Annotated in this window: 22 protein-coding genes and 1 pseudogene; 12 read left to right on the top strand and 11 right to left on the bottom strand. The window is 54.9% G+C overall.

What is annotated here, in order from left to right:
* Positions 1-128: 128 nt before the first annotated feature.
* Entirely contained in the window at positions 129-479 is a 351-nt protein-coding gene (locus FO014_RS16490) for a winged helix-turn-helix transcriptional regulator (RefSeq protein WP_246167978.1), read from the bottom strand.
* A 269-nt stretch (positions 480-748) separates the two neighbouring features.
* Between FO014_RS16490 and FO014_RS16485 the strand changes: the two genes are divergently transcribed.
* On the top strand, positions 749-1,501 hold the full coding sequence (locus tag FO014_RS16485; protein WP_160030302.1) for an SDR family oxidoreductase: 753 nt from the start codon (positions 749-751) through the stop codon (positions 1,499-1,501).
* An 86-nt stretch (positions 1,502-1,587) separates the two neighbouring features.
* Here the strand turns inward: FO014_RS16485 and FO014_RS16480 are convergent, their stop codons facing one another.
* Together FO014_RS16480 and FO014_RS16475 are read right to left on the bottom strand one after the other, a co-directional pair.
* Positions 1,588-2,853, bottom strand: a complete 1,266-nt coding sequence (locus FO014_RS16480; RefSeq protein ID WP_246167977.1) for an MFS transporter — start codon at positions 2,851-2,853, stop codon at positions 1,588-1,590.
* A 334-nt stretch (positions 2,854-3,187) separates the two neighbouring features.
* Complete coding sequence (locus FO014_RS16475) at positions 3,188-4,351, bottom strand: mandelate racemase/muconate lactonizing enzyme family protein (RefSeq protein ID WP_105232150.1); 1,164 nt, start codon at positions 4,349-4,351, stop codon at positions 3,188-3,190.
* Between the two features lie 182 nt (positions 4,352-4,533).
* Here FO014_RS16475 and FO014_RS16470 point away from each other — a divergent pair, with 182 nt between their 5' ends.
* The 5 genes from FO014_RS16470 to FO014_RS16450 all read left to right on the top strand — a co-directional run bounded on the left by FO014_RS16470 (position 4,534) and on the right by FO014_RS16450 (position 8,942).
* Positions 4,534-5,460, top strand: a complete 927-nt coding sequence (locus FO014_RS16470; protein ID WP_105232151.1) for a LysR family transcriptional regulator — start codon at positions 4,534-4,536, stop codon at positions 5,458-5,460.
* A 136-nt stretch (positions 5,461-5,596) separates the two neighbouring features.
* A complete protein-coding gene (locus tag FO014_RS16465) occupies positions 5,597-6,469 on the top strand; it encodes an alpha/beta hydrolase family protein (protein WP_160030300.1) in 873 nt (290 codons plus the stop codon).
* Positions 6,462-6,899 (top strand): MarR family winged helix-turn-helix transcriptional regulator, encoded by a 438-nt coding sequence (locus FO014_RS16460; protein ID WP_105232153.1) that lies wholly within the window; start codon positions 6,462-6,464, stop codon positions 6,897-6,899. The genes FO014_RS16465 and FO014_RS16460 overlap by 8 nt, the downstream gene beginning before the upstream one ends.
* 191 nt (positions 6,900-7,090) lie before the next feature.
* On the top strand, positions 7,091-7,870 hold the full coding sequence (locus FO014_RS16455) for an MBL fold metallo-hydrolase (protein WP_105232154.1): 780 nt from the start codon (positions 7,091-7,093) through the stop codon (positions 7,868-7,870).
* Between the two features lie 103 nt (positions 7,871-7,973).
* On the top strand, positions 7,974-8,942 hold the full coding sequence (locus FO014_RS16450; RefSeq protein WP_160030299.1) for a GlxA family transcriptional regulator: 969 nt from the start codon (positions 7,974-7,976) through the stop codon (positions 8,940-8,942).
* 18 nt (positions 8,943-8,960) lie between these two features.
* Here the strand turns inward: FO014_RS16450 and FO014_RS16445 are convergent, their stop codons facing one another.
* Complete coding sequence (locus tag FO014_RS16445) at positions 8,961-9,407, bottom strand: winged helix-turn-helix transcriptional regulator (RefSeq protein WP_160030298.1); 447 nt, start codon at positions 9,405-9,407, stop codon at positions 8,961-8,963.
* A gap of 104 nt (positions 9,408-9,511) precedes the next feature.
* Between FO014_RS16445 and FO014_RS16440 the strand changes: the two genes are divergently transcribed.
* Entirely contained in the window at positions 9,512-10,750 is a 1,239-nt protein-coding gene (locus FO014_RS16440; RefSeq protein WP_160030297.1) for an MFS transporter, read from the top strand.
* A 75-nt stretch (positions 10,751-10,825) separates the two neighbouring features.
* Here FO014_RS16440 and FO014_RS16435 read toward each other — a convergent pair whose 3' ends face one another.
* Positions 10,826-11,716 carry a LysR family transcriptional regulator gene (locus FO014_RS16435; RefSeq protein WP_105232158.1) on the bottom strand — a complete coding sequence of 297 codons (891 nt, stop codon included), beginning with the start codon at positions 11,714-11,716 and terminating at the stop codon, positions 10,826-10,828.
* 175 nt (positions 11,717-11,891) lie between these two features.
* Between FO014_RS16435 and FO014_RS16430 the strand changes: the two genes are divergently transcribed.
* A complete protein-coding gene (locus FO014_RS16430) occupies positions 11,892-13,091 on the top strand; it encodes an MFS transporter (protein ID WP_160030296.1) in 1,200 nt (399 codons plus the stop codon).
* 167 nt (positions 13,092-13,258) lie between these two features.
* On the opposite strand, the gene FO014_RS16425 is transcribed toward FO014_RS16430, so the two are convergent.
* Together FO014_RS16425 and FO014_RS16420 are read right to left on the bottom strand one after the other, a co-directional pair.
* On the bottom strand, positions 13,259-14,230 hold the full coding sequence (locus FO014_RS16425) for an alpha/beta hydrolase (protein ID WP_160030295.1): 972 nt from the start codon (positions 14,228-14,230) through the stop codon (positions 13,259-13,261).
* 13 nt (positions 14,231-14,243) lie between these two features.
* Positions 14,244-15,128: an MBL fold metallo-hydrolase gene (locus FO014_RS16420; protein ID WP_160030294.1), complete on the bottom strand. Its 885-nt coding sequence runs from the start codon at positions 15,126-15,128 to the stop codon at positions 14,244-14,246.
* Positions 15,129-15,270: 142 nt separating this feature from the next.
* On the opposite strand from FO014_RS16420, the gene FO014_RS16415 reads away from it, so the two are divergent.
* The gene (locus tag FO014_RS16415; protein WP_201282877.1) at positions 15,271-16,155 is read left to right on the top strand and encodes a LysR family transcriptional regulator; all 885 of its coding nucleotides are present in this window, start codon (positions 15,271-15,273) and stop codon (positions 16,153-16,155) included.
* A gap of 86 nt (positions 16,156-16,241) precedes the next feature.
* Here FO014_RS16415 and FO014_RS16410 read toward each other — a convergent pair whose 3' ends face one another.
* Complete coding sequence (locus FO014_RS16410) at positions 16,242-17,156, bottom strand: LysR family transcriptional regulator (RefSeq protein WP_105232162.1); 915 nt, start codon at positions 17,154-17,156, stop codon at positions 16,242-16,244.
* A gap of 149 nt (positions 17,157-17,305) precedes the next feature.
* On the opposite strand from FO014_RS16410, the gene FO014_RS16405 reads away from it, so the two are divergent.
* The 3 genes from FO014_RS16405 (at position 17,306) to FO014_RS16395 (ending at position 20,175) form a co-directional block, all read left to right on the top strand.
* Positions 17,306-18,703: an amidohydrolase family protein gene (locus FO014_RS16405; protein WP_160030292.1), complete on the top strand. Its 1,398-nt coding sequence runs from the start codon at positions 17,306-17,308 to the stop codon at positions 18,701-18,703.
* Between the two features lie 10 nt (positions 18,704-18,713).
* Entirely contained in the window at positions 18,714-19,187 is a 474-nt protein-coding gene (locus tag FO014_RS16400; protein ID WP_160030291.1) for a DMT family transporter, read from the top strand.
* Positions 19,188-19,311: 124 nt separating this feature from the next.
* On the top strand, positions 19,312-20,175 hold the full coding sequence (locus FO014_RS16395; RefSeq protein WP_160030290.1) for an SMP-30/gluconolactonase/LRE family protein: 864 nt from the start codon (positions 19,312-19,314) through the stop codon (positions 20,173-20,175).
* 160 nt (positions 20,176-20,335) lie between these two features.
* Here FO014_RS16395 and FO014_RS16390 read toward each other — a convergent pair.
* From FO014_RS16390 to FO014_RS16380, 3 genes and pseudogenes are all read right to left on the bottom strand, one after another.
* Positions 20,336-21,714 (bottom strand): annotated as a pseudogene (locus tag FO014_RS16390) (carbohydrate porin).
* 337 nt (positions 21,715-22,051) lie between these two features.
* Positions 22,052-23,731: a glycoside hydrolase family 43 protein gene (locus FO014_RS16385; RefSeq protein ID WP_160030289.1), complete on the bottom strand. Its 1,680-nt coding sequence runs from the start codon at positions 23,729-23,731 to the stop codon at positions 22,052-22,054.
* 54 nt (positions 23,732-23,785) lie between these two features.
* Entirely contained in the window at positions 23,786-25,225 is a 1,440-nt protein-coding gene (locus FO014_RS16380) for an MFS transporter (RefSeq protein ID WP_201282876.1), read from the bottom strand.
* Positions 25,226-25,765 lie beyond the last annotated feature (540 nt).

The raw sequence follows: 25,765 nt of genomic DNA, 5'->3' as shown, positions 1-25,765 counted from the left end.
ATGTTTGTTAGGAAAACATATCGCGAGACAGCGTATTATTTACCCGCGCGCCGGAGGTAGAAGAAATATTAGCCAATAGCAAGGCGAATAATAAACTTTTCATGTCAGCGTTGATATAACACATTTAATTACGCCAATAAAACAGCGTAATCAGATGATGCCGCTAATTGGCGGATGGCCAACGAAACGCAACCCGACACGGCCGTTCGGTCGTCATCCCGCGCTTTTTCTTCACCTTGGCTATCCATCTCCACCCACCACTGCCCCAGCGCATCAATCAGCGGCACCAGCCGTTCTCCTGCCGGCGTCAGCGCATAGTCAACGCGCCGTGGGTAACCCTCAAACTCCGTGCGTTGCACAATACCGGTCTCCTCCAGCTTGCGCAGCTCCAGCGTCAGCATCTTGTGTGAGATCGTCGGATTATCCCGGCGCAGCTGGTTAAAACGTTTGACGCCGTCCTGCAGGTAGTAGATCAGCAACGCGGCCAGCGGCCGCTGAGAACCTGCATCACTTCTTCTATCGGGAACGGTTTGGTTCAGCGTAATAACCCGGCACCGGCCGTGCGAGCTGAAACTTGCCGGCTATCTGCCAAGTCCCGCCGCAGCCGGGGGGCATCATCTGCCCCGGCTGCGGGTAAAGTTCGATTTATTCAACAAAGCCGACTATATATTAACAACGGTCGCATTTTCTTCTTTATTTGCGATTAACCCTCTGTTTTTATTTTCAATGCAAGGCGCTATACAGAATTATGACAAACGATAAAGTCGTATTGGTGACGGGGTCAGGACGCGGTATTGGCGCAGCGACAGTATTACTGGCGGCAGAACGCGGCTATTCGATCTGTTTGAACTATTTAAACGATGAAAAATCCGCATTTAACGTTCGCGATCAAATTTTAAGCCGGGGTGGGAAATGCATCGCCGTGCGTGCCGATGTCGCCGATGAGCAGCAGGTCATCAGAATGTTTGATGATATCGATCGCCAACTGGGCACCATTACCCACCTGGTCAATAATGTCGGCATCCTGAAGCAAAAAATGGCGATGATTGATATGGATGGCGAGCGTTTCCGGCAAGTGCTGCTGACCAATGTCATGAGCCACTTTTATTGCTCACGCGAGGCGATAAAACGCATGTCGCTTTCCCGCGGGGGGCGCGGAGGCGCCATCGTCAACGTCTCATCCGGCGCAGCGAAAAGCGGCTCCCCGTTCGAATACGTCGATTATGCCGCGTCGAAAGGCGCCGTTGACACCTTTACCACCGGCCTGTCGAAAGAGGTCGCCGCTGACGGCATCCGGGTCAACTGCGTTCGTCCGGGCGGTATTTACACCGATATCCATGCCGACGGCGGCGAGGCGTTGCGGGTGGATCGGATTGCCAAAAACTTTCCGATGCAACGAGGCGGCACGCCTGAAGAAGTTGCCTATGCCATTCTTTGGCTGCTGAGCGATGAAGCGTCGTTTGTGACCGGCAGTTTTACCGACCTGTGCGGCGGGGTATAGCACTGCATCGTCGGAGCGTGATGCTGCCATGCGAACAGATTCGCCCCCTCACCAGGGGGCGTTACTTTCACCGGAATATAAACGCGCTATTCTCTGGCAGGCATAGGCCGGCGTGAAGCCTGTCTGAATGCCGGTTTGATGTCCCAGATGCGCTCTTCACGCCCCACCGCCAGTGCAAACAGCACGCCGCCAATGATGGAGAACAGGCCGAGAACGCCCCACGCCAGCGTCATATCGCTGCCGCCGCCCAGATGCTTCAGGTATCCGGCGACCAGCGGCCCGCCAAACTGCCCGATAAAATTGCTGCATGCGCCGACAAATGCCACGGCAGGAACCGCTTTCTTTGTCGGCAGAATCTCTGTCAGCCGGACATACACCAGCGGCACCAGCATCTTCATCGTCAGGCCGACGAACATGAACAGGGCAATCTGCATCCAGTAAAAAGAAAGCGGGACAAAGGCTGCCGCCGACAGGGCAATACCGCACAAGACGGTAGGGATGGCCGCATGCAGCCTTCGCTCCTGGTTGTACTTATCTGAACGTCTGGTGATGTACCAAATACCGACCATGGTCATCAGGAACGGCATGCCGCTGATTAAGCCGACGGTGAATTCGCTCAGCATGCCGTAACCTTTGAGAGCCGTCGGCAGCCAGAGCGTGAAGCCATACGCCAGCATGCTGTGTAGCGAATAGCCGATGAGCATCAGCCACAGCGCCGGTATTTTCAGGATTGTCCACCAGGGGTCCGATTTTTCCTTTATGTAGTTCGACTGCTCTGTCGCAAGCTCCTGTTGTATCTGTTCCCTGTCTTCGGTGCTCAGCCAGCGTGCGGCCTGAATACTCTTCGGCACCAGATAAAACCAGATGATGCAGAAAATCCACGCTGGCGCGCCCTCGATAACCATCATCATTCGCCAGTTATGATGCGCCAGGATCCAGCCCGAAATCGGCCCGGCAAGAAACGCCCCGGCGCCCAGGCTTAGGTTCCAGATGCCAAAAGCACGCCCGCGCTCCGACGTCATAAACCATTGCGCCAGAAACATCGCCGTCGCAGCCTGAATAGGGCCTTCGGCCAACCCGAGGAAAAAGCGGATCGCAACCAGTTCGCTGAAGTTGCGCGTTAGCCCGGTCAGCATGGCGCAGGCGCCGAACAGAAACAGGCTGATGCCGATGATTCTTCTGGAGCCAAAGCGCAGGGCCAGCCAGCCTGCGGTGAATTGCGTAGCCACATAGCCCCAGGCAAATGCGCCGCCAAGCCAGCCGGCCTCAACGGCGCTGAGCCTCATTTCCGCCGTAATATGGGGCAGCGCCATGCCTATATTGACCCGATCGAAAAAAGAAATTGTATACATAATAAAAACGGCGGGTAATATTATCGTCCAGCGTTTTTTCCCGATAAGGGCATTACCTTTTAGAGCATTATTACTCATGATAACTTCCTCGCTTGGCACAGATGTAGGGAGAGGAAAGGCTGATTCAAATTCCTTTTTATCGATCAGTTGGGTTTAATATTTTATTGATTAATGTCTGGCGGAGACGGCATATATTGAGGAACTTCTGCGGCAATAGGGATCACCATACCGCAGTGTTATATTCTTCCGGCGTCATATAACGTTATCGATTCATTGACCGTTCCCGCTACGCCCCGTATACAGCGGGGCGCAAAGTAATGTGCAGACCGGATTTTTATTCAGCCAGCGCACGCATTTGTTTAATAAGATCAGATTTACCTTCGAAGCCAATGCCCGGTAGTTCCGGCATGATAATGTGACCATCTTCGACCGTCACCGAGTCTGGGAAGCCGCCATAGGGCTGGAACAGATCCGGATAACTTTCGTTACCGCCCAGGCCGAGACCTGCCGCGATGTTCAGGGACATCTGGTGACCGCCGTGAGGGATGCAGCGTGACGGTGACCAGCCAAACTGCTCCAGTACGTCCAGCGTGCGCAGGTATTCAACCAGCCCATAAGAGAGCGCACAGTCAAACTGCAGATAGTCGCGATCCGGACGCATGCCGCCATAGCGCAGCAGGTTACGCGCATCCTGATGAGAAAAGAGGTTTTCACCGGTCGCCATCGGGCCAGGATAGAACTCTGCCAGCGCCGCCTGCAGGGAATAATCCAGCGGATCGCCCACTTCTTCATACCAGAACAACGGGTATTCACGCAGCATTTTGGCGTAGGCAATACCGGTTTCCAGATTGAAGCGGCCGTTAGCGTCAACGGCAAGGCGCGCTTCAGCGCCGATTTCGTCGAGAACAGCTTCAATGCGGCGACGATCCTCTTCCAGAGACGCCCCGCCAATTTTCATTTTAACTACGTTATAGCCGCGGTTCAGGTAGCCGCGCATCTCCTGACGCAAGGCGCTCAGGTCTTTGCCCGGGTAGTAGTAACCGCCAGCCGCGTAAACGAAGACGCGTGGATTGGCCGCAACGCCCTTTCTCTCTGCCAGCAGGCGAAATAGCGGTTGGTTGGCGATTTTTGCGGTGGCATCCCAGATGGCCATATCCAGCGTCCCGACCGCAACTGAGCGTTCACCGTGCCCGCCCGGTTTTTCATTGCTCATCATAACGTCCCAGATTTTATGCGGATCCAGGTTATCGCCCTGTGCGTTCAGCAGGCTTTCAGGCTCGGCCTCCAGAATACGGTTGCGGAAACGCTCACGGATCAGGCCCCCCTGACCGTAGCGGCCGTTAGAGTTAAAGCCGTACCCCACCACACGGCGTCCGTCCACCTCAACGTCAGTCACGACGGCAACCAGGCTGGTCGTCATTTTGCTGAAATCGATATACGCGTTGCGGATGGGGGAAGCGATGGGCTTGGTCATTTCTACAACGTCTAGAATACGCATGTTCTCTCCGGCAGTTTTTCGTCAAATGCAAACAAACTTGAGCGCCTACGAAAAGTGTTAGCTCATGCCAATTTATTATTGGCATAATGCACTCACGTAGAGTTAACGGACCTCGGTGTCCTGTCTTGTTTCATCATAGGCAGTTTATAAAACGCGAACTAATGCCAAAGAGGCAGCCTGTAATGCAAAATCGGCATCATCTAGAACTAACATGGCTTGAAGACTGTGTTGCGCTGGCTCAGTCACTCAATTTTTCCCGCGCGGCGGCTTCCCGATATGTGACACAGCCGGCATTCAGCCGGCGGATTATCTCGCTGGAAGAGTGGCTGGGGACTCCGCTTTTTGAAAGAAACCGACGCGGCGTCAGCCTGACGCGCGCCGGGGAGATCTTTGTCGCTCAGATTCCGGAGCTGATTCGCGCGCTCTATACCCTGCGTAGTGAAGCCATCGAAGCGGCGGGTGATGCCAAACCGGACGTTATTTTCTCCGCGACGCACTCACTGTCGTTCTCCTTTTTTCCGGCGCTGATGCGTAACAACGAGAAAATTGCCCGCTTCGGCTCATTCCGCCTGTTATCAGATACGCTCAGCGCCTGTGAGCGGATGATTGACAAAGGCGACGCGCAGTTTCTGCTGTGTTACTACCACCCTCACATGCATATCAACCTCGATCAGACCAAATACCTCAGCGTCCGACTCGGGCATGAAACATTACAGCCCTATTCAAAGTGCGATCCCGTCAATCGTCAGCCGCTCTGGCAGGCTGAGGGCGGAAAAAAATTTCCCTTTCTCTCGTTTTCCGCCGAATCCGGTCTGGGCAGGATCCTCTCCAACACCTCGCAGGTGAACCGCGCCAGACGTGGCATGGATACCGCCTTCACCGCCGATCTGGCGGCAACGTTATTAGCTATGGTCAAGGCCGGAGACGGTATTGCCTGGCTGCCGGAAAGCCTGGCGGCACCGGACGTCGCAGCCGGCACGATCGCCGTCGCGGCACCACAGAAGAGCGCATTATGGCTCCCGATTGACATCAGACTGTTCCGACCCGCCGCCCGAATGTCCAGAGCGGTGGAGGAGTTATGGGCGATCTTCGTGGACGAACAGATTTAGCATCACGCACTGGCCGGACAAGATACGGATAAACGTCAGCCATCACCTTCCTTCAGGGCAGAGCGCGTAGCAAATTGACGCTTTTATCAGCGTGGTCTAATTTATTTAACACGTTAAATAAAATGGGCGTCGGGCAATGGAACAGATCACTATCCCGCTATCTGCGGTTGAAGCGATAAGTGCAACGCTGTGGGAAGTCGCGCAGGCAAAAGCCGTCGTTATCCTCCACCCGGCGACGGCCGTGGTGCAGACGTTTTACTATGATTTTGCCCGCTACCTGAATGAACGCGGTTTTAACGTTATGACCTACGATTACCGGGGAACCGGCCGCTCGCGTGGCAACCTCCGCGAGTGTAAGGTTTCTATGGCGGACTGGATGGAAGAGGATGTCGGCCGCGTTACCGACTGGGCGGCATCGCGCTTTCCCGGCATGCCGCTGCTGGCCGTCGGACACAGCGTCGGCGGCCACGCCATCGTCTTATCCTCCGCAACGCGCGCGTTACAGGCGGCGGTGCTTATCGCCTCGCACGCCGGCGTGACCCGCACCATACAGGCCACGGTGGAAAAAATCCGCGTCTGGTGCATGTTGCGCCTGCTGGCTCCGGTGCTATGCCGCCTGTTTGGCTATATGCCCGCCCGGCGATTGGGCATCGGAGAAGATCTTCCCGGCCCCGTCATGCTGCAATGGAGCTACTGGAGCAGTCTGCCCGGTTATTTTTATGACGACCCGGCGATGAATGCCGGCCAGCGCGCCGCGCGGGTGGATATTCCGCTGCTGGTGCTGGGGTTTGATGACGATCCCTGGGCGAATCCGGGGGCGATAACGCGGCTGATTACCCCGCTTAAACATGCCATTATTGAGAGGCGCAGTTTCAAACCTGCCGACGCCGGCGTTGCCGCTATCGGCCATATGGGGTTCTTCCGCCAGCGCTGCGCCAAAACGCTGTGGCCTGTTGTCGGTGACTGGCTGTCAGAGAACATCACCTTACCCGGAAGCGAACATGAGTAAAACACAACCGCCGCGCTTCGTTTTCCTGCTCGGCCACGCACACAGGGCGCTTCAGCGCTGGATCGAGGCCAGGCCGGAAGCATGGGAAGATATCAGTTCCGCCCAGGTCGGGCTGCTGTTTTTCCTGCGCTCCGCCGGCATGGCAACCGTTGGCGAGGCGTCAACGGCATTGCGGGTGGCGCCTGCGGCCATCACCCGTTTATCCAAACGCATGCAGGCAACGGGATTGATCGACCGTATGGTTGACGAGCAGGATTCACGGAAAATGCGCCTGACGCTGACAGACGCCGGGGAAGCCGCCGGCCTGCAGGCGCACGCCGCGCTGCAACAGTTGAATACGCTGTTATCCGCACAGTTTAGCGAGGCCGAACTGATGGTAGTGGCGCGCTGGTTAAAGCAGGTCAGCACGTTGGACCCCAAGCCTGATTGATTCAGCCCGTGGCAAACTTCCCTCTTGTCATCATGCTACGCCGATTGACCCGATTACATCGCTTTATGTCCTGTGGACATATCACACTCCGGCATCTCCTCCACGTAAAGTAAAACACCTCGCAGCCGCTGCCGGAACAACACGCTATCGCGGCGGCCGCACCTGTTAACAAGATGACCCCCGGAGCAAACATGAAACTGACTCAAATCCGCAATGCCACGCTGGTGCTGGAATACGCCGGTAAAAAATTCCTGATTGACCCGATGCTCGCGGAAAAGGATGCCTGGGACGGCTTTGCCGGCAGCGCGCGCTCGCATCTGCGCAATCCGATGGTAGCCTTGCCCGTCGCCATTGAAGAACTGCTGGACGTTGATGCGGTGATTATCACCCATACCCATACCGACCACTGGGATGAGGCGGCGCAGCAGTTAGTGCCGAAAGACATGCTGATTTATACCCAGAACGAGAGCGATGCCGCCCTGATCCGTTCTCAGGGGTTCCTCAACGTCCGGGCGCTTGAAAGCGAAAACCGCTTCGTTGACGGACTGACCATTTTCACCACCGACGGCCAACACGGCAGCAACGATCTGTATGCCGATAGCGTTATGGCTGATTTGCTGGGTGACGCATGCGGCCTGGTATTTACCCATCACGATGAAAAAACGCTTTATATTGCCGGCGATACCATTTGGGTAAAACCGTATGTCAGAAGCCTGCAGCGCTTCCAGCCGGATGTTGTGGTGCTGAATACCGGAGATGCCGTTATCAATGACTACGGTTCGATCATTATGGGTAAAGAGGATACGCTGCGCACGCTGCAGATACTGCCTGAAACAACCGTCGTGGCCTCCCATATGGAGTCCATTAACCACTGCCTGCTGACCCGCGCGGAGTTACGCGAATATACGCTTGAACACGGTATTGAAGATAAGGTGCTGATTCCGGCCGATGGCGAAACCCTGGCGTTCTAATTCAGCCACCCTGCCGATTCTGCGGTAAAATATCATGCTGACAGGCTGCGGATATGCCGCAGCCTGTCGAAAACGATCGGTCACAACAACTGTGAGGTTCACGATGTCTGCGCTGAAGGTAGCGGTGATTGTCACCAATGGGTTCAGTCCGTTTCATTTTTCGGTGCCCTGTATTCTGTTTGGCACGGCGATGCCGGAACCGGACCTCTTTCAGGTGGATATCTGCGCGGAAATGCCGGGTGTCGTCCTGTCGGATATTGGCCTGTCCATCAATGTGGAACATGGACTGGAGCGACTCGACAGCGCGGATATTGTTATCGTGCCCTTCTGGCACGATCCGGATGAAAAACCCTCTCAGTTACTGCTGGATAAACTGGTCAGCACCTGGCAGCGCGGCGCTGAAGTGGTCGGCCTGTGTCTTGGCACTTACGTGCTGGCCTACAGCGGCTTGCTTGATCGGCACCGTGCGGCAACGCACTGGGAGTTTGAAAGCGACTTCACGCAGCGCTTCCCGGAGGTTCATCTGGACAGCAACTCGCTGTACACCACCGATGAACGTCTGATTACCTCTGCCGGTACGGCGGCCGGTATCGATTGCTGCCTCAATATTGTCCGCGACCATTACGGCACCGCCATTGCCAACCGGGTCGCCAGAAGAATGGTGGTCCCTCCATACCGGGAGGGCGGGCAGGCCCAGTTTATTGAACGCCCCATTCCGGTAAATACCCGCGACGGCAAAATCAACGAGCTTATCGATTATCTGCGGCGTAACCTGGCTAAGCCGCACGATCTCGACTCGCTGGCCCGCTTTGTCAATATGAGCAGACGCACGCTGACGCGCCACTTTGTGAAAGCCACCGGCATCCCGCTGGGCGAGTGGCTCAATGCCGAACGCCTGCAACGAAGCCAGGAACTGCTGGAAACGACCAATAACAGCATTGAAAGCGTGGCGGATGAGGCAGGGTTTCAGTCCCCCGTGTCTTTCAGGCAAAGTTTCAAGACCCGGTTTGGCGTCAGCCCCAGTGAATGGCGCCGGGCCTTTCGCGGCCCCGCCGCCATTGATGCCGGCTGAACACGCCCGGCATCATCTTTACCTTATCTTGCGCACCTCGGCCTCGCTTGCCGCCAGCACGCTGCCGTCCTGCGCTATCGGGGCCATAAAAGGCACCGGTTCGCCGCTACGCTTATCAATGAGCAGCGAATGCCGTTCACCCTGCGCGAACAGGTGCCGTTCTCCCCATTGCCGTAGCGCCACCACCACGGGAAACAGGCTCTCCCCCTTGTCCGTCAGCACATATTCCTGATACGCCGAACCATCTGACGCGCCCTGCATCTCGAGTACGCCGGCCTCAACCAGCTTACGTAACCGGTCGGCAAGAATATTGCGCGCCATCCCCAGGCTGCGCTGAAAATCCCCGAAGCGGCGCATGCCATCAAAGGCATCGCGAACGATCAGCAGCGACCAGCGGTCGCCAATCAGATCGACGCCGCGCGCTACCGGGCAGGGTTCATCGTTCATCGGTTTACGGGGCGGCATGGCATCTCCTCAATATCCGGCCGGATTCTGGTTGCATTTTAAAACTTCATAACCTAGCATTCAATCAGTTTCATTTTGAAACCAGACTAAAAGGACGTTGGAATATGAAGACTTCCCTGGCATCGCCGTTACCCTCCCCCCCAAACAATATGCAGGCTCATCCGGTAAAGATGCCCGGCAGCCTGGTGTGGCTGTTCGCCGTCGCCAGCGGGCTGAGCGTGGCGAACGTCTATTACGCGCAGCCTTTGCTTGATGCGCTGGCGCTGGACTTCGGCATCAGCCATGCGGCCGTCGGCGGCGTGATCACCGCCACGCAGCTCGGCTGCGCCCTGGCCCTGCTATTGCTGGTACCGCTGGGCGACCGGCTGGATCGCCGCCGCCTTATCACGCTACAGCTGTTTGCTCTCGCGGCCGCGCTTGTCGCGGTGGGGTTGGCGCGCTCCGCGCCCGCCCTGCTGACGGGCATGCTCGCCGTAGGCCTGCTGGGTACCGCGATGACGCAGGGGTTGATCGCCTATGCCGCAAGCGCCGCTGCACCGCATGAGCAAGGGCGCGTCGTGGGGGCGGCGCAAAGCGGCGTGTTTATCGGCCTGCTGCTGGCGCGGGTGTTTGCCGGAGGCATCAGCGATCTGGCGGGCTGGCGCGGCGTCTACCTGTGCGCCGCCGTGCTGATGCTGGCGATCGCGCTGCCGCTTTGGCGAAGGCTGCCACGCCTTCCGGCCACGCAGCCCAAGATGCGCTACCTAAGCCTGATCGTCTCAATGCTGACGCTGCTGCGGGAGGAAAAAGTACTGCAAGTGCGCGGCATGCTGGCGCTGCTGATGTTTGCCGCGTTCAATATCTTCTGGAGCGCGCTGGTATTGCCGTTGAGCGCGCCGCCTTACGGCTTCTCGCACACCGCCATCGGCGCTTTTGGCCTGGTCGGCGCGATTGGCGCGCTGGCTGCCGTGCGAGCCGGCCACTGGGCCGACCGGGGATATGCCCAACGCACCAGCGCGGCGGCGCTGGCGGCACTGCTGCTGGCCTGGTGGCCGCTGTCGCTGATGGCCTGGTCGCTGGGCGCGCTGATGATCGGCATCGTACTGCTTGATTTGGGGGGACAGGCGCTGCACGTCACCAATCAGAGCATGATTTTCCGCGCGCGTCCTGAGGCCCAGAGCCGGCTGGTCGGCCTTTACATGCTGTTCTACGCGCTCGGCAGCGGCCTGGGCGCCATCAGCACCACGGCGACCTACGCCTACGCCGGCTGGCGGGGCGTGTGCCTGCTCGGCGCTGCGGTCAGCCTGCTGGCGCTGGTATTCTGGTGGCTAACACGACATTACGGGACGAAAGCCACCGCATAATATCAGGGTCACAAAGCCCGCAAGAGTGCAGGTTGGTGCCGCTTCATAGCGGACAACGTTGCAGTAGGCCAAGGGTCAGTCATTGCCCCCGCCAAACAGACCGAGGATAAAATCACGTACGTGCACAATGCGCGGATTACGCATTGATGCCTTATTCCACACCAGATACAGATTGTTGGTCGGCGCATCTTCAGCCGGGGTGAGGGACACCAACGTTCCCGATGCCAGCGCATCAACGCACTGATAGTCAGGCAGCACGCTCCAGCCCTGCCCTTTAATCACCAGATCCTGAATGATGCGCAGATCGGGAATGGTTAACGCCGCCTGCAGGGTTGGCGCCAATTGAAACAGCGCGGTCCAGACAGGCCGAATCAGAGGCAGATCCTCGTCAAACGCAATCAGCGGGAGGCCGGCAAACTGTTCTGCAGTAGGGTGCGGCCCCAGCTGTTCAGCCATCTCTGGCGCCGACACCAGCAGAAAGCGCTCTGTCAACAGCCGGGCAAAACCGTGTGAACGCTCATCCGGCATCGAGGCGGTAATCGCCAGATCGGCCGTGGCATTATTTAACAGTGCGTAGATACGTTCCCGGTTGCCGGTATGAACCCGGATACGAAACCCTTGTCCCAACAGCGGGGCCAGTCCCGCCGCGATTCTGGAATAGATGAAATCAGACGGCCCGGCAATATGCACCGTTCCCCCCAGTTCGCCGCCGCTGCGGTAGGAGGCCATCCTGGTTTCCAACCCATCAATCATCGGACCGATCGCCCGCGCCAGCTCATCGGCCGCTTCCGTTGCGGTAACGCCGCGGGCGCGCCGTACAAACAGCGGTTTACCGACAAAGGCTTCCAACGCCTGAATGTGCAGCGATGCCGCAGGCTGCGTCATGCCCAGGGACTCGGCCGCCCGCGAGAACGACTGTAACCGGTAGGCCTCGATAAAGGTGCGCAGATGGTCGAGATGACTCATGTATCGTCTTCCTTTCAGCCGCGCCGGTGCATCGTCAGGCCTCGGCACGCCAAGACATAAAAATATTTATCACTGATAGATTAAATAATAATTTCTCATATTTCACAACGCTCTCTACTCTGCTGGCCAACGGCGGCCAATGGCCGTTTACCCTGATTCATCAAGAGAGATTGTCATGCCGCTCATCGTCTATATCTTTACGCTCAGCGCCTTTGCGCTGGGCCTGGCTGAATTCGTTCCTATCGGCCTGACTGACGTTATTGCCCAAAACCTGAACGTCAGCGTCGAACACGTCGGCCGCGCAGTGACCTGGTATGCCCTGGGCGCAACCTTTGCCGCACCGGTGCTGACCGCCTTAACGGCCAACTGGTCCCGCAAGCGGACCATGCTGACGACGATGCTGGTCTTCACCATTGGCAGTCTGGCCGCGGCGCTTGCCACCAGCATCTCGATGATGCTGATTGCGCGCTTTATTGCCGGGCTCGGACACGGTCTGTTCCTCGCGGTCGCCTCCAGCACGGCAGCGCGCCTCGTCGGCGCAAAGAAAGCCGGCAGCGCCGTCGCGGTGGTATTCGGCGGCTTCACGATAGCCATGGCGATCGGCGTCCCCATCAGTACTTATCTGGGCGGTATAAATACCTGGCGACCGGTACTCGGCGCGATTGCCGCATTCGGCGCCTTGGGTTTTCTGGGCCTGCTGCTGGGGATGAAGGAGCCACCCAGAAATGGGGAACATGCAGGTAGTGAGTCCGTTGCGCAGGCCCTGAAGGCTATCTTCCACCCGACCCTGTTGCTGGCTGCCTTGGTCACCGTCCTGGGCTATGCCGGTTCGTTCACGGCCTACACCTTTATCGCGCCGCTGCTGACCGACGTGACGCAGGTTAGCGCCGCCACCGTCAGCCTGTTTATGCTGGCCTACGGCGTGTTGGCGGCCATCGGCAACGTCATCGGCGGCAAAATAACCGACCGGATGGGCGTCAACCGCGCCAGCGTGATTGTTATCTCCGCCATTGCCCTGGTCGTGCTGGGAATGTGGCTCTTTGCCTCCTCGGCCGTAGCCATGGGCATACTGGTTGCCTTGCTGGGCCTGTTTAGCTTCGCTTCCGTACCGGCCCTGCAGGCCCGCCTTATCACTATCGCCGAACGGCATGCGCCGCACGCCCACGGCGTCGCTGCAGGTCTGAACATCGCGGGTTTCAACTCTGGCATCGCCCTGGGCTCTGTGCTGGGCGGCGTGACGATCGGTACCGTCGGCATCGGCTATACGGGCGTCACCGGCGCCATCGTCTCGACGCTGGGTCTGGCGCTACTGCTGGCCCTGATCGCTCGCAGTCGCGCCGCTGACTTTCGGACCGTTGCGGAGACAAGAGGCTGATTCCACGGCCGCAGCGGCACGCTCCGATGCCGGCTTCAGCAGCGGGCATAATGTCAGCACCCTGTGATGGTAGGGTGTGCCCCCTGCGCGGATGGAATCCACGCCGGGGGCAACGAGTTCCTGTCTGTTCTGAATAAGTTGACGGAGGCAAGCCTTCTCCCCGTCGCTCACAAACGGGGCGCAGAAATAAAATCCGTTAGGGCGTGTATTGCCGACAACCGATTTTTTTCCAATATCAGCATGTGCGTCGCTTCACCAATTTCAACCCATCTTTTTTCTGGTGAACCAGTTGCTCTCAGGAACCAGTCTTGTGCTAAATCAATGGGCACATCAATATCCCATTCACCGTGAATCAGAATGACGGGAACGTCGATATCTTTCGGATCGTAGTAAGGCTTATTTGCTGTCCAATATTCCCGTATATCCTGAATAGGGCCATTGCCTGATTTAAATGAGGCATGCGCACGTAATTCTGCGTCAGGTTCATCAGGTAAGGTACGCTCGACCCAGGCGTCAAAGGTTCCTGCGTGGATCAGGCTATCACGCTTGTCGGCAGGCGCCCCGCTCAGCCAGTGCTGCTTCGCCGCATGCATATTAACGATACGCCAGGCTCCCAACGCGTCCCCGGAATCAATGGGAACCGGTTTATGGCTGAGCCATTGAGGCGCAAGCAGGCCGAGACGGCGCACTTTTTCGTTATTTTTCGTTGTATAGGTTGCAGCGATAGTGCCTCCCCAGGACATACCAAAAATATTAAGTTGTTTCAGTTGTCTTGTGTTCAACAGAAAGTTCGCTGCGCAGGTAAAATCACGCACCGCGGTCTCCGTACGGCCCAGCGGCAGGCCAGAGCGTGTCGGCTGTGTCATCGCCTGTGGGCGGGTTGAACCGCCGTAACCCCGCACATCTACGGCGTACACATCAAACCCCGCGTAGGCCAGATGATCCATAAAAGAGGCGCCCGCAACCGGCGTATCATACAGACTGCCGGACGAATACGTTGCGCCGTGCACCATCAATAAGGTTTTTGATTCATCATAGGTCTGGTTTTTATCCAGACATTTTCTGATAACGTTCAATTCAATACCGTGGGTATCAGAAGGGATCAAAAAACTTTCGCTAAAAATTTGCTGCTCAGACATGTTGGCTCCTCATCTATAACGATAACCACCGTAATTTGCCTTCAGCATTTGCTTCGATTTTCCCTGCCGAGGCGCCGGGGAAATGGGTGGTAAATACGGTTGCGCCCGTCTCTACGGCGAATTCCAGCGCTTGGCGGCGCGAATGCAGAGACCGTTCGGGAAACTCACAAAACACCGAATTCCACTGAGGGAGCGCTATTTGTAGCGGATGATGCATAACATCTCCCCAGAAAAAGGCCGTTTCACCTTCTGAAGTAAAACTCAACGACAGGTGGTCATAGCTATGTCCTGGCGTGGAATGGAGCCGGAAGCCTGCCAATGGAAAATCGTCATCGCTGTTTATACGCATATCCGCACCGGCAGCGATAACCGGGGCGACGCTGTCTTCATAAACGAATTCGCTCGGCTGCCGTACGTTTTGAGGATCTGCATAAAACACACTCTCTTTCTGCGAAAAGAGATAGCGTGCGTTAGGAAAGGTAGGTACCCAGCGTCCTTCACGCAGCACGGTATTCCAGCCAACATGATCGACATGCAGGTGGGTATTAAAGACATAATCTACCTGCTCCGGCTCCACGCCGGCCTCACGAAGCCGGGCGAGATACGGCACATCCAGTTGATGGAACAGCGGGTTGTGAGGTCGTGATTTCCCATTACCGGACGCCGTATCAATCAGCAAGGTTAGCCCGTCGACCTGCAATAACCAGCTATGGGTACTTTGCGCCAGAGAGGTAAATCCATCGGAGAAAAAGTCGTCAGGCAATGCCTTTGCAGCGTCTTGCGCGATCTCGTCCTGCCATTGCGGATAGAGAAACGATCCCGGTATATTTTCCAACGCCAGCTCCGGGATTTTGCTTATCCGTGCACGGCCGATTTTATGCGTAGTAATAACAGACATAACTTTACTCACCTTCATGTTCACCCTATAACAGGTTTCATACTTACCGGTTTATCCCGCGAGAACAAGATAGGCGGCGGGGATGGATGGTTGCGGATTTCGCAACGATAGGCTGAGGTAAACAAGATTGGATAGGCTTACAATGATGCGCTCTTTTGTCCGGGTGGTGGATTCCGGCTCTTTTGTCAGCGCTGCCGGTCGGCTCAATATCCCCAAGTCCACCATCACCAGGCATATCCAGGCACTGGAGCATGAGCTGGGCGTGAAGCTGCTTAACCGTACTTCACGTACGTTAAACCTGACCGAGCAGGGGCGGATTTACTATCAGGGGACGTTACGGTTGCTGGAAAGCCTCGACATTCTGGATAGCAACGTGCAGATGTCAGCAATGCAACCTCGGGGGAAAATACGCGTAGAGATACCGAACGCCCTGGCCTATTGCCTGGTGATACCGGCGTTGCCCGATTTTCTGGCCCGCTATCCCGATATCCAGATCGAGGTCAGCGTCGGCAACCGAACGGTCAATCTGATCGAACAGAATATTGATTGTGTCATACGGATTGGTGAGCTGTATAACGACTCGCTGATTGCCCGCTCTTTAGGGGAACTGGCGCAGGTCACCTGCGCCAGCCGCCAATATATTGAGCGCGCCGGACTGCCGGTGCATCCTGCCGACCTGGCTCTGGGGCATACGCTGGTGCAGATTGTTTCCCCCCGCACCGGACAAATGGTGGTTAATGAGCTTTATCGTGACGGTCAGACAGAAAGAGTCAGCGCGCAGTGGCAGTTTGCGGTGAATGATTCCATGGGCGCGCGTACAGCCGCGCTTAATGGCTTGGGCGTAGTGACGACATACCGGTTTCTGGTGGAGGAATATCTATCAAACGGGCAAATGGTCGAGCTGTTTCCTGACTGGCACAACACGCCGATACCGATACATATCGCCTGGCCGGAAAATCGTCAGTTGCCCTCTAAAGTGCGTATTTTTATTGAGTGGGCCAGAAGCGTGTTTAACGCAGGCGAGTGACCCCGGCCCGGGGGAGATGGCGGTAAATCCCCTTCCCTGCTTTAGGCGGGCCACACTGTTCATGGGCCTGAATGCGATGACGCCCACTATCCGCCCTCAATTGCCGAATGGCCGTCGCGGACAAGCTCGGTTATCCAGTCAGCAAATGCGCGCACGGCCGGGGAGAGAAAACGCTGATGCGGATAAAGTAAGGTCACCGGTACGGCCGCAGACTGCCAGTCCACCAGAACTTCTATCAGCCGACCTTCCTGCAAATGTTCCGAAACCACGCGTTCGGCAAGTTGCGCCAGCCCAAATCCTTCAAGACACATTTTGATGTAAAGCCCGGTCTCATTAACGGCAACAGCGCCACTGACCGGAACCGACACTTTTTCACTGCCGCTGGCAAAACACATTTCCCCCGGGCGCCGGGTATGGCCTGAAAAATAATGGATGGCCCGATGCTGAGACAACTCTCCAGGCGTCTGCGGAGTACCGTGCTCTCTGAGATAGGCCGGAGAGGCACACGTCACCCAGCGAAACCGGCCGAGCGGGCGCGCAACGAGCGTGGAGTCATTCAGCTCTCCTGTCCGAATGACGCAATCCACCCCCTCCTGAACGAGATCGACCTGCCGATCGTTGACGCCTATCATCAGGTAGATATCCGGGTAGCGTCTGTAAAAGTCTTTCAGATTCGGCATAACGATGAAATGGGCGATGCCTCCGGGCATATCAACCCGTAAACGTCCCTGCGGCCGTTTTGCCGAATCCGTCAGGCTGGACTCCGTATGATCAATCAGCGCGAGTATTTCCCGACATTGCGCCAGATACTGTGCGCCTTCGCTCGTCAGGCTGACCCGCCGCGTTGTTCTGTTCAGCAGGCGCACCTGCAGATGTTTTTCAAGATTTTTAATCGTGCTGCTTACCGTTGAAGCCGGTAGGGAAAGGGTTTCCGCCGCGAGAATAAAGCTCCCGGCTTCCGCCACACGGACAAAAACATGCATTGCCTGGATACGATCCATATTCTTTTTCCATGAGCCACAATGAAGAAGCAACAGAAGCCCATTATTGTTCGTGATTACTGAATAATGAAAACAGTTTAGCTGCCTTTTTCGGAAGTATCGCTTTACGTACCTTTTACGTCACAACATTTAAAAAAGGTGAACTGAAGATGACTGATTATACCCGAAATATAGTGCAGACCGCTGACTCGCAGGCCCCCCGGACGCTGATCCGCGGAGCCACGGTTCTCAGCATGGACGACGATGTAGGTAATTTGGTTAGCGGCGATATTCTTATCGAAGGCAGCGCCATCACGGCCATAAATGAAAACATTGATGCCGGCGATGCCGTCGTTATCGACGCCCCCGGCATGATTGCCATGCCGGGAATGGTCGATACCCATCGCCACTCATGGGAGGGGCAGCTACGCCGGCTTAACCCGAATGCCGCAACGCTTGAAGACTACTGCAACGCAACGCACTACTCTTTTGCCAAATACTATCGCCCGGCAGACATGTATATCGGCAACCTGCTTACCGCTCTGGGCTGCATCGACGCCGGCATCACCACCGTTATTGATAATTCGCACAACAGCCGCACCGCCGCACACTCCGATGCTGCCGTCGAGGCGTTGCTTGACGCCGGTATTCGGTCCGTACACGCTTCCGGCGCGCCCGTATCCGGGGAGTGGGACAAGGCCCACTGGCCCGGCAATCTGGAGCGCCTGCAGGAAAAGTATTTTAAAAACGAGGATAACAGCCTGGTCTCGCTGGCCGTGATGGCACAGCTGGAACCTGAACTGTGGGCGGAAGCCCGACGACTGGGCCTGCCGATTATCACCGAGTTTTTCGGCGGAGATATGGCGGATGAACTGGAAGAACTGCACCAGAAAGGACTGCTGGGACCCGATAACATCTTTAACCACTGCACCGCGCTACCGGACGCCGGATGGAGAATCCTGCGTGAGGCCGGCGTACGGGTAAACGTATGCCCGCGCTCAGATGCGCACTATGGCATCGAGGACGGCATGTTCGCCATGCAGTCAGCATTACGTCACGGCATCAGCCCGGGGCTGAGCGTGGATAACGAAACGTCCTACAGCGGCGACATGTTTATGGAGATGCGGGTGGCATTCTACCTGCAGCGCGTTATGGGCATGCTACAGCAGCAGTGCTGCGGAAACAAACACCATCCGGTGACCCTACAGGCTCATAACCTATTGAAAGCCGCCACCGCAGACGGTGCTGCCTGTGCAGGTTTGCAGCACAAAATCGGCAGCCTGACGCCCGGAAAACAGGCGGACCTGATCCTTATCCGCGCTGAAGACATAAATCTTTACCCGTCAGGTAACGCATTCGGCACCGTGGTGCACGCGGCCGAACGCAGCAATATTGATACGGTCATGATTGGCGGGCGCGTCGTTAAACGCGACGGCAAAGTCTTGGACGTGGACAGCAAACGACTCCGTGCGGCGATCGACGAGTCCCGCCAGCATCTGTTTGCTGCCGCAGGCTACCAGCCTGACATTTTTGCTGAGGCCTTCCTGCCGCTCGAATCGGCCCGATAGGCGGTGCGAAATGAGTGCAGTCTATTATCTGCTGGCCATCGGCGCGGGACTGGGCATTACTTTGCAGACCACGCTGAACGGTCAGTTGGCTAAAGGCATCGGCGGGGATTCTGTCGCTGCGGCGCTGTTTTCTTTTACCGCCGGCGCGCTGTGCCTTGGCCTCTTTGCATTGATGCAGGGCGGGATAGCCGCTTCGTTGACAGCGATTCCTGCCCAGCCCTGGTGGAGCCTGCTGGGCGGCCTGCTTGGCGCCAGTGCGCTGCTGAGTTATGTCATACTTGCCCCCAGAGTCGGGTTGTCAGCTCTGCTGGGGCTCGCCATCGCCGGGCAGATTACCTCGTCGCTGGCCATCGATCATTTTGGACTGATGGGGTCCGTTGAACGCCCGTTTTCTCTTATCAAGCTGTGCGGGTCGGTGATTATGCTGGCTGGCCTGGCCATCGCCCTGTTCGGTGACCGATGGTCAGCGCTTTTCTCCGGCTGACTGCCGCGAACCAACGAATCCGATGCCTTAGACTGGCGCTTACCCAAGCGCCGCATTCCTGGCAAAGTTCAAGGAGCTTACGTGTGATGTGTTCACCGCACTCCATGCCACTTAGGACACAAATATGTTTAAAACCATAACCGGCACCACGAGTCTTCTAGGCGAGTGTCCAGTCTGGTGCGAAAAAACGAATCGCCTGTTTTGGACCGACATCCAGGGCTGCGAATTGTGTGCTCTTAACCTCGAAAGCGGTGATATTCACCGCAGGCCACTACCGGAGCCGCTGGGGTCATTTGCCCTTACGGCAGATAAAGACACGCTGCTGATGGGGCTGGCATCCTGTCTGGGATACTATAGCCTGACTACCGGTCATTTCACCAAAATGACAGACACGCCCGGCGTAGCAGGAACCCGGATCAATGACGGCCGCTGCGACCGTATGGGCAACTTTGTTTTCAGCACGATGTCCGCAGGAGAGCCAGTGCAACCTGTAGGCAGGTTTCACCGAGTCAACGCGACAACGCTTGAGACAGAAACGCTGGCTCTTCCTGACGTGGCGATCCCAAACAGTATCTGTTTCAGTCCGGACGGCGCGACCATGTACTACGCGGATTCCCTGCAAGGCTGCATTTTCTGCTGCGATTACCCTTCACTGGAAAATCAGCGGGTGTTCACAAAAATCAACGGTCCAGGCGCACCAGATGGCTCTTGCATTGATGCTGAAGGTTTTCTCTGGAATGCGGAATGGGGCGGTCGCAGAGTGGTGCGTTACACGGATGACGGAAACATTGACTGCGTGATCGAATCACCCTGTGTTCAGACCACTTGCCCGGTGTTCGCGGGGCCCAACTATGCAACGCTTTACTGCACAAGCGCCCGAACAGGGCTGGATAAACCGGCAGTCAGTGATGGTGCGCTGATAAAAACCGCAGCAGTTATTTCTGCGGGAATGCCTGAAGTCAGGTTTGCCGGGTTAATGGCACGATGAAGTCTCTTCTGTTTAGTTGGCGAAATCAGTCGATCACCCTTCATCGTGCTTTTCATTTTTCTACGGGTTCCTCTGTCCCTGGGTCAGGATAACGTACGTTGGCTTGAAGTAAAAACCGCCCCCTCTTCCTCGTAAGGCGTGAGGGGGTTATCACCCCAACTTAGAACCACGCCTCAAACATGCCGCCGATATTCAGCGAATCCAGCCGCTCATTGCTGGTGCCCTCGACGCTGGCGGTATGCTGGTTATCCACCTGGCCACCGGTCACGTAGAAGCGCAGCATCGGACGGAACTCCGGCCCCATGCCGATGGCGATGTTCTGTGACAGCGTCAGCTTCCAGCCCTTGTTATCCCCCCCCGATCATAATCCACGCGCTGGTAGCCCGCTTCCAACCAGGTGGAGTGCACATCGTTCCAGAAATACATCGGCCGCACGATGGCGCCGTAGTTTTTACGGTTGTCGGTGTTGTCCTTGCCGTTGTCGTAATCATGGAAGGCCAGCAGATATTCGATCTGCGCCTGCCGGGTGAATTTATGGCTGCCCTCGAAGCTGGCGTAGACCGTGGTCAGGTCGTCGGTTTTGTTGTAGACGCTGTTATCCGCGTTGTCGGAGTAGCGCAGGATGAGCTTGTTCACCCCGCTGTCGTTGGTGTGGCTCAGCACCAGCCCGCCCTGCCAGGCATCGAGCCGCTCATCGCTATCCACCGCTTTCGAGTCAAAGCCGTAGTTGGCGTACACTTCAACGTCGATCGGCCCGGCCTTGATGCCGTGGGTTTTGGTGGTCAGCGCGTAGTGGCCGTTATCGCCGGTATCGGAGCTGCCCGTGCAGGTGATGCGTGACGGGTTCGTCTCATCGGCCATCACTTCCGGGCTGCAGGACTCCACCTGCGACACCGCCGCCACGTCAAACAGTACGCCGCCAATATCAAAGTTCTTCACCCCGGCCCCCTGGCCGTCGTGGTTCATCCAGAAGTAGTCGTTGATCCCCTGCTGCGGACGTTGGTGGAAGTCGCGGCCAGCCCAGATATAGGCATTCGGGTTTGATTCGAGGACGTTAGTGACGCCGACGTAGGCTTTTTTCAGGCTCACTTCGTCGCTCCAGTGGTCGAACATCACGTTAAGGTCCCAGATCGCCCCTTGGGCGCTTTTGAAAGCTTTGCCGATCTGGAATTCGCCGCCGTTGCTTTCGTTACCCAGACGGCCGATCGCCGAGGCGCCGTTATAGGAACCGTCGACGCCGACATATTTCTGATCGCCGCTCTGGAAGTGGGCGCCATAACGGGCGTAGCCGCTGAACTTGAGGCCGAATGGAATCGCCGAATCCGGTGAGGACGCGGTGGTTTGCGGGTTGGTAAGGACATCAATCTTTTTATCGGCTGCAGCGTCAATTTTCACCTGCCGTTCAGCCAGCGCTTTATCGACCGCTTTAGCAACGATGGCGTCAATCTGTTCCTGAGTGAATTCCTGCGCCAGTACGGAAACCGGGCACAGCGCGGCGATAGCCGCCATAGCTAAAGGGATTTTATTTACAGTTTTCATGGCTATCTCAAATTCATTATATTTTCAGAAAATAACCATCCCGTCCTGGTGTGAATACAAACAATGCCACCAAAACAAGTTGATTTTATTTTTATGTCGTAGAGGTACAGTTAAATAATTAGCGTAACAAGGTCCTCCCCAGTCAGAATAATTAGTTATTAATATTGATAGGAGTGAGTAAAGCATAACGATAAGCCACACGCCTGCACGGTGTTTATCGGATGCTCTTGAGCGTGCACCGTAATTAATTCACAGGTTGCGCGCACAATCAGCCAGGGACAGATTTAGTTCCCCTGGCTAATGTTGCATTGATTACCTTGGTTAGAACTTTCAGCCCTTAATTAAAGCGTGACTCACTGGCCTCCCAGCTATACGTATCATCCGCCATTAATAAATCACCAAGTTCCTGATATTCGAAGTTATAAAATTCCGCGCTGGCGGCATAGCCGGAGTAGTCTACGACCGCAAGGCCAACGAACGCCCCGGTAAAGAACCCGCCATAACTTTGCAGTACATAGTCGTCTGAAAGAATTGCGGCATCTAGTTTGACCGGAATCTCCGTGAAGTTAACCCCATCAAAACTATACTCATACGTATAACTTTCCTTTCTCACCTTGGTGCGGAACCAGACATATTCGCTATCTGCTGGAATCTTGATCGCATTATCTTTCAAGTATGAGATGTATTTACCACGATTATTCTCCCCGACTTCGATAACTGGCCCGTTAATTTCATTCCAGGTAATAAAAATAAAGCTCCAGTGACGATCGTTATAGTAATTCGTCAATCCCGCCATTTGCTGATAATTAGATGGATCGAATTTAACTTTAACTTGCGCATCAAAATAAAATGCCTGCCAGCGCCGGGCAATAAGCGATAGATCATGAGTATTCGCTAAAGAGCCCTGCCCAATTAACGTCAGTTTGCCATCGCCTGTGGTACCCATTTTTTCCGTGAACGGGACACGGAGCGTATTCCAGTTGGGATCGAGTGTCGCCGTATTAAACTCATCTTGCTGACTATGATCTGGTGCACTTTGAGTGTAAATAGCATCGCTTGGCCCTTCGACAAACGTTTTTCCTCCGTGGCCGCCTTCAATACGTGGCCAGCCATCTTCATCCCAAAAAACTTTTTGGATAGACGTTTCCCTGCCAAGCGTTGACCAACCACGGGGATCATAGACAGACTCACCGGCATGATTCCAGGGACGCGCACAGAGCGAGGCGTAATACCATTCGCCTTTCGGGGTTGATACCAAACTGCCGTGCCCCTGTTTTTGGATGTAGCTGTCTGGCGTATCTACGTTGGTTAAGAACACCTCCCCTGGCGCGGTGGCAAAACTGTCGGCGTCCAGATTTTTTGAACGAGCAACAACTTCCTGATGGGTAAATACGGTTCCCCCCTGAGCGGCAAAAAGATAATAATATCCGTTCAGTTTGTAGAGATGCGGCCCTTCGACAAGTGCAACGGCAGTGCCGCGATAAATGGTGCGCGCCGTTTCTGGTTTGAGTTTCAGCGTGTTGGCATCAAACTCGGTCAACGTAATGCCATTAAAAGGGTGACGGTACTCGCGATGGTCCCAGGTTTGTTGTACTAAATATTTACGGCCATCATCGTCATGGAAAAGTGAAGCATCAAAGCCGACGCCATTAAGTTTGATGGGATCGGTCCATGGGCCACGAATATCGGTTGCGGTGGTCAGGTAGTTGGTCATGTCTTTAAAGGCACCCTCGGTGACTTTCACATCCGTATAAACCAACCAGAATTTTTCATCGGCATAAGAGAGAGCCGGGGCCCAAATCCCCCCTGATGAAGGATTCCCTTTCATATCTAAAAGCGCGGTTGTTGACAATGGACTCGGGAGAAGATTCCAGTGCTCCAGGTCTTTTGACTCATGTAAACGCACGCCGGGAAACCACTCAAAGGTAGAGTTTGCGATATAGTAAGTGTCCTCTACACGGATAATACTTGGGTCTGCATTGAATCCAGGTAAGATAGGGTTTTTAATCAGTGACATAGGGCTTTACCTTTTTCAAAGAGTTTATTTTCTATATTTATAAAATGTTTATAACTATATCCGTATTTCATCAAGCCGACGGTTGATATCCGTGATGTTTTTATCTGAGATGGGATATAGCTGAATGATAATCATCGACACAAAGGCTAACGCGATGGGGATCCAAATCGCGGTCATATTTATTCCGGCGATCGCATTGGCATCCTGTTGCGCGCCTGTTTCGTTAAAACCATAAGCGGCCAGCAGCCAAAGCGGAACGGCGCCGCCGAGAGTAAAACCAATCTTGAAAAACAGCCCCATAATGGCATTAATAATTGCGGCATTTCGCTTACCTGATTTCAATTCACCATAAGCGATAACCTCAGGGACAAGCGCCCACATGAAACCGGTAGCTGACGTTAAACCCCACTGTTTAATAAATGTAGCGATATAAGCAAGCCAGAGCGCATCGTGCATACCATCGAGTGACCAGATGTATGTCAAAAACTCACCGACAATAAACATGCCGAGAAAAAGATGGAAGAACCCTTTTTTGCCAAATACTTTCTTTAGTCTCGGCCAAAAAACCGGGAATAAAATACCCGGAATCGAGGCTACGAGGCCAACGGCCCCCATCCATTCTGAATGGCCGACAACAAACTGATTGAAAAAACCATTAACCGTGTTCATGAAAAACATAAATGTAAAAGCCAACATGAAGAAAATGCCAAGAATGACAAGCGGCCGATTATTTTTGAGTTCAAGGAATAAATCTGTCGCTTTTACATTGGCAGACTGTTCCGCTGTAGCGACCACACGTTCTTTGGTTAATTTATAACAGAGAAAAAGCGCCACCGCCCCGACAATCATATAAACGGAGTAAACGCCAAACCACGCGTAGCTGGCTGATGGATCGGTATAGTTCCCCAGCTCAAGCTCAAGTCCGAAAAATCCGGTATCCTTGATGCTGCGATCTTTGGGAGCGGCCATTTGTACAAACATTGGAAATAAGGTATAGACAAGAAGATTGGCGCTGTTGGCCAGCATCATTCGCGTACTGGTCAGTTTATCAATAGAGCCTGGATCCCTTGTTAGTGAGGCATTAAGAGAGCCATAAGGGATATTAACAACCGAATAAAGCAGATCCAGTGCAAGGTAGACGACAAAGGCAAAAGGAACGGAACCACTCACTTCGGGAATAGGCGCAAAAAGCAAAGCGGAGAGAATAACGAGTGGAATACCTGCCCTTAAAAGCCAAGGTCGATATTTCCCGGCCATTGAACTCCTTTTATCAACAAACGTCCCCACCATGGGATCCCAAAATACATTAATAATCCTGACAAAAAGAAATATAAACCCTGCTGCTGCAGTGCTGATTGCATTTACCGTCAACATGTGAAGAGCAAGAAAACCGCCTATTGTCCCAAAAACAAGGTTTTGGGCAAAGTCACCCAGTCCATAACCAATGCGTTCTCCACGCGTTAGTTTATGGTACTCATCGTGCCGACTTTGCATTATGTTTCCACTCATTTTAATCACATCTCCTGCCTGTTTTGTGAATGCGGAATACTTTCTGACACAGATTACAGCCGGGGATCTATTACGTTTTTATATTTATCAGTTATGTTTTTTTATTTCCGTGAGCCTTGTGACAAAGGTCTATATAGACAACCTCCTCAACGTGTTGATTGCAGCCACTCGCAACTTCCACAGTAGCTTAACGTATCAAGTAAAATCTATATTTTTCTAACCTCTTGCCGTTTTACAGCGAAAAAACGAATTCCCTGCATGGCAATTAGTACGTTAAATATATAAGCGTGTTTTTTGAGAGGTAGTTCACATTTGAGCATTATCTTAATCACAGAGTGAAATAACATAATTGAGCAACCGGTCAGGAAAGTACAGGATAATAATTCCCTCCACCAACCGGGTGGCGAAAATCATGTTCTGTAGGCGGCCGCGAAGGTGATGGCTTGCTGCTTAATGCTGATTTACGCCAGCAGCACCGAGCGCTTTTGATGCCAACGTACGTCGTCAGAGCACCGATGCCGGCAT

The sequence above is a fragment of the Serratia rhizosphaerae genome, assembly GCF_009817885.1.
Lineage (GTDB): Bacteria > Pseudomonadota > Gammaproteobacteria > Enterobacterales > Enterobacteriaceae > Serratia_B > Serratia_B rhizosphaerae.
The sequence above is the reverse complement of the archived record's forward strand: the minus strand, read 5'-3'. Positions and strand labels throughout refer to the sequence as shown.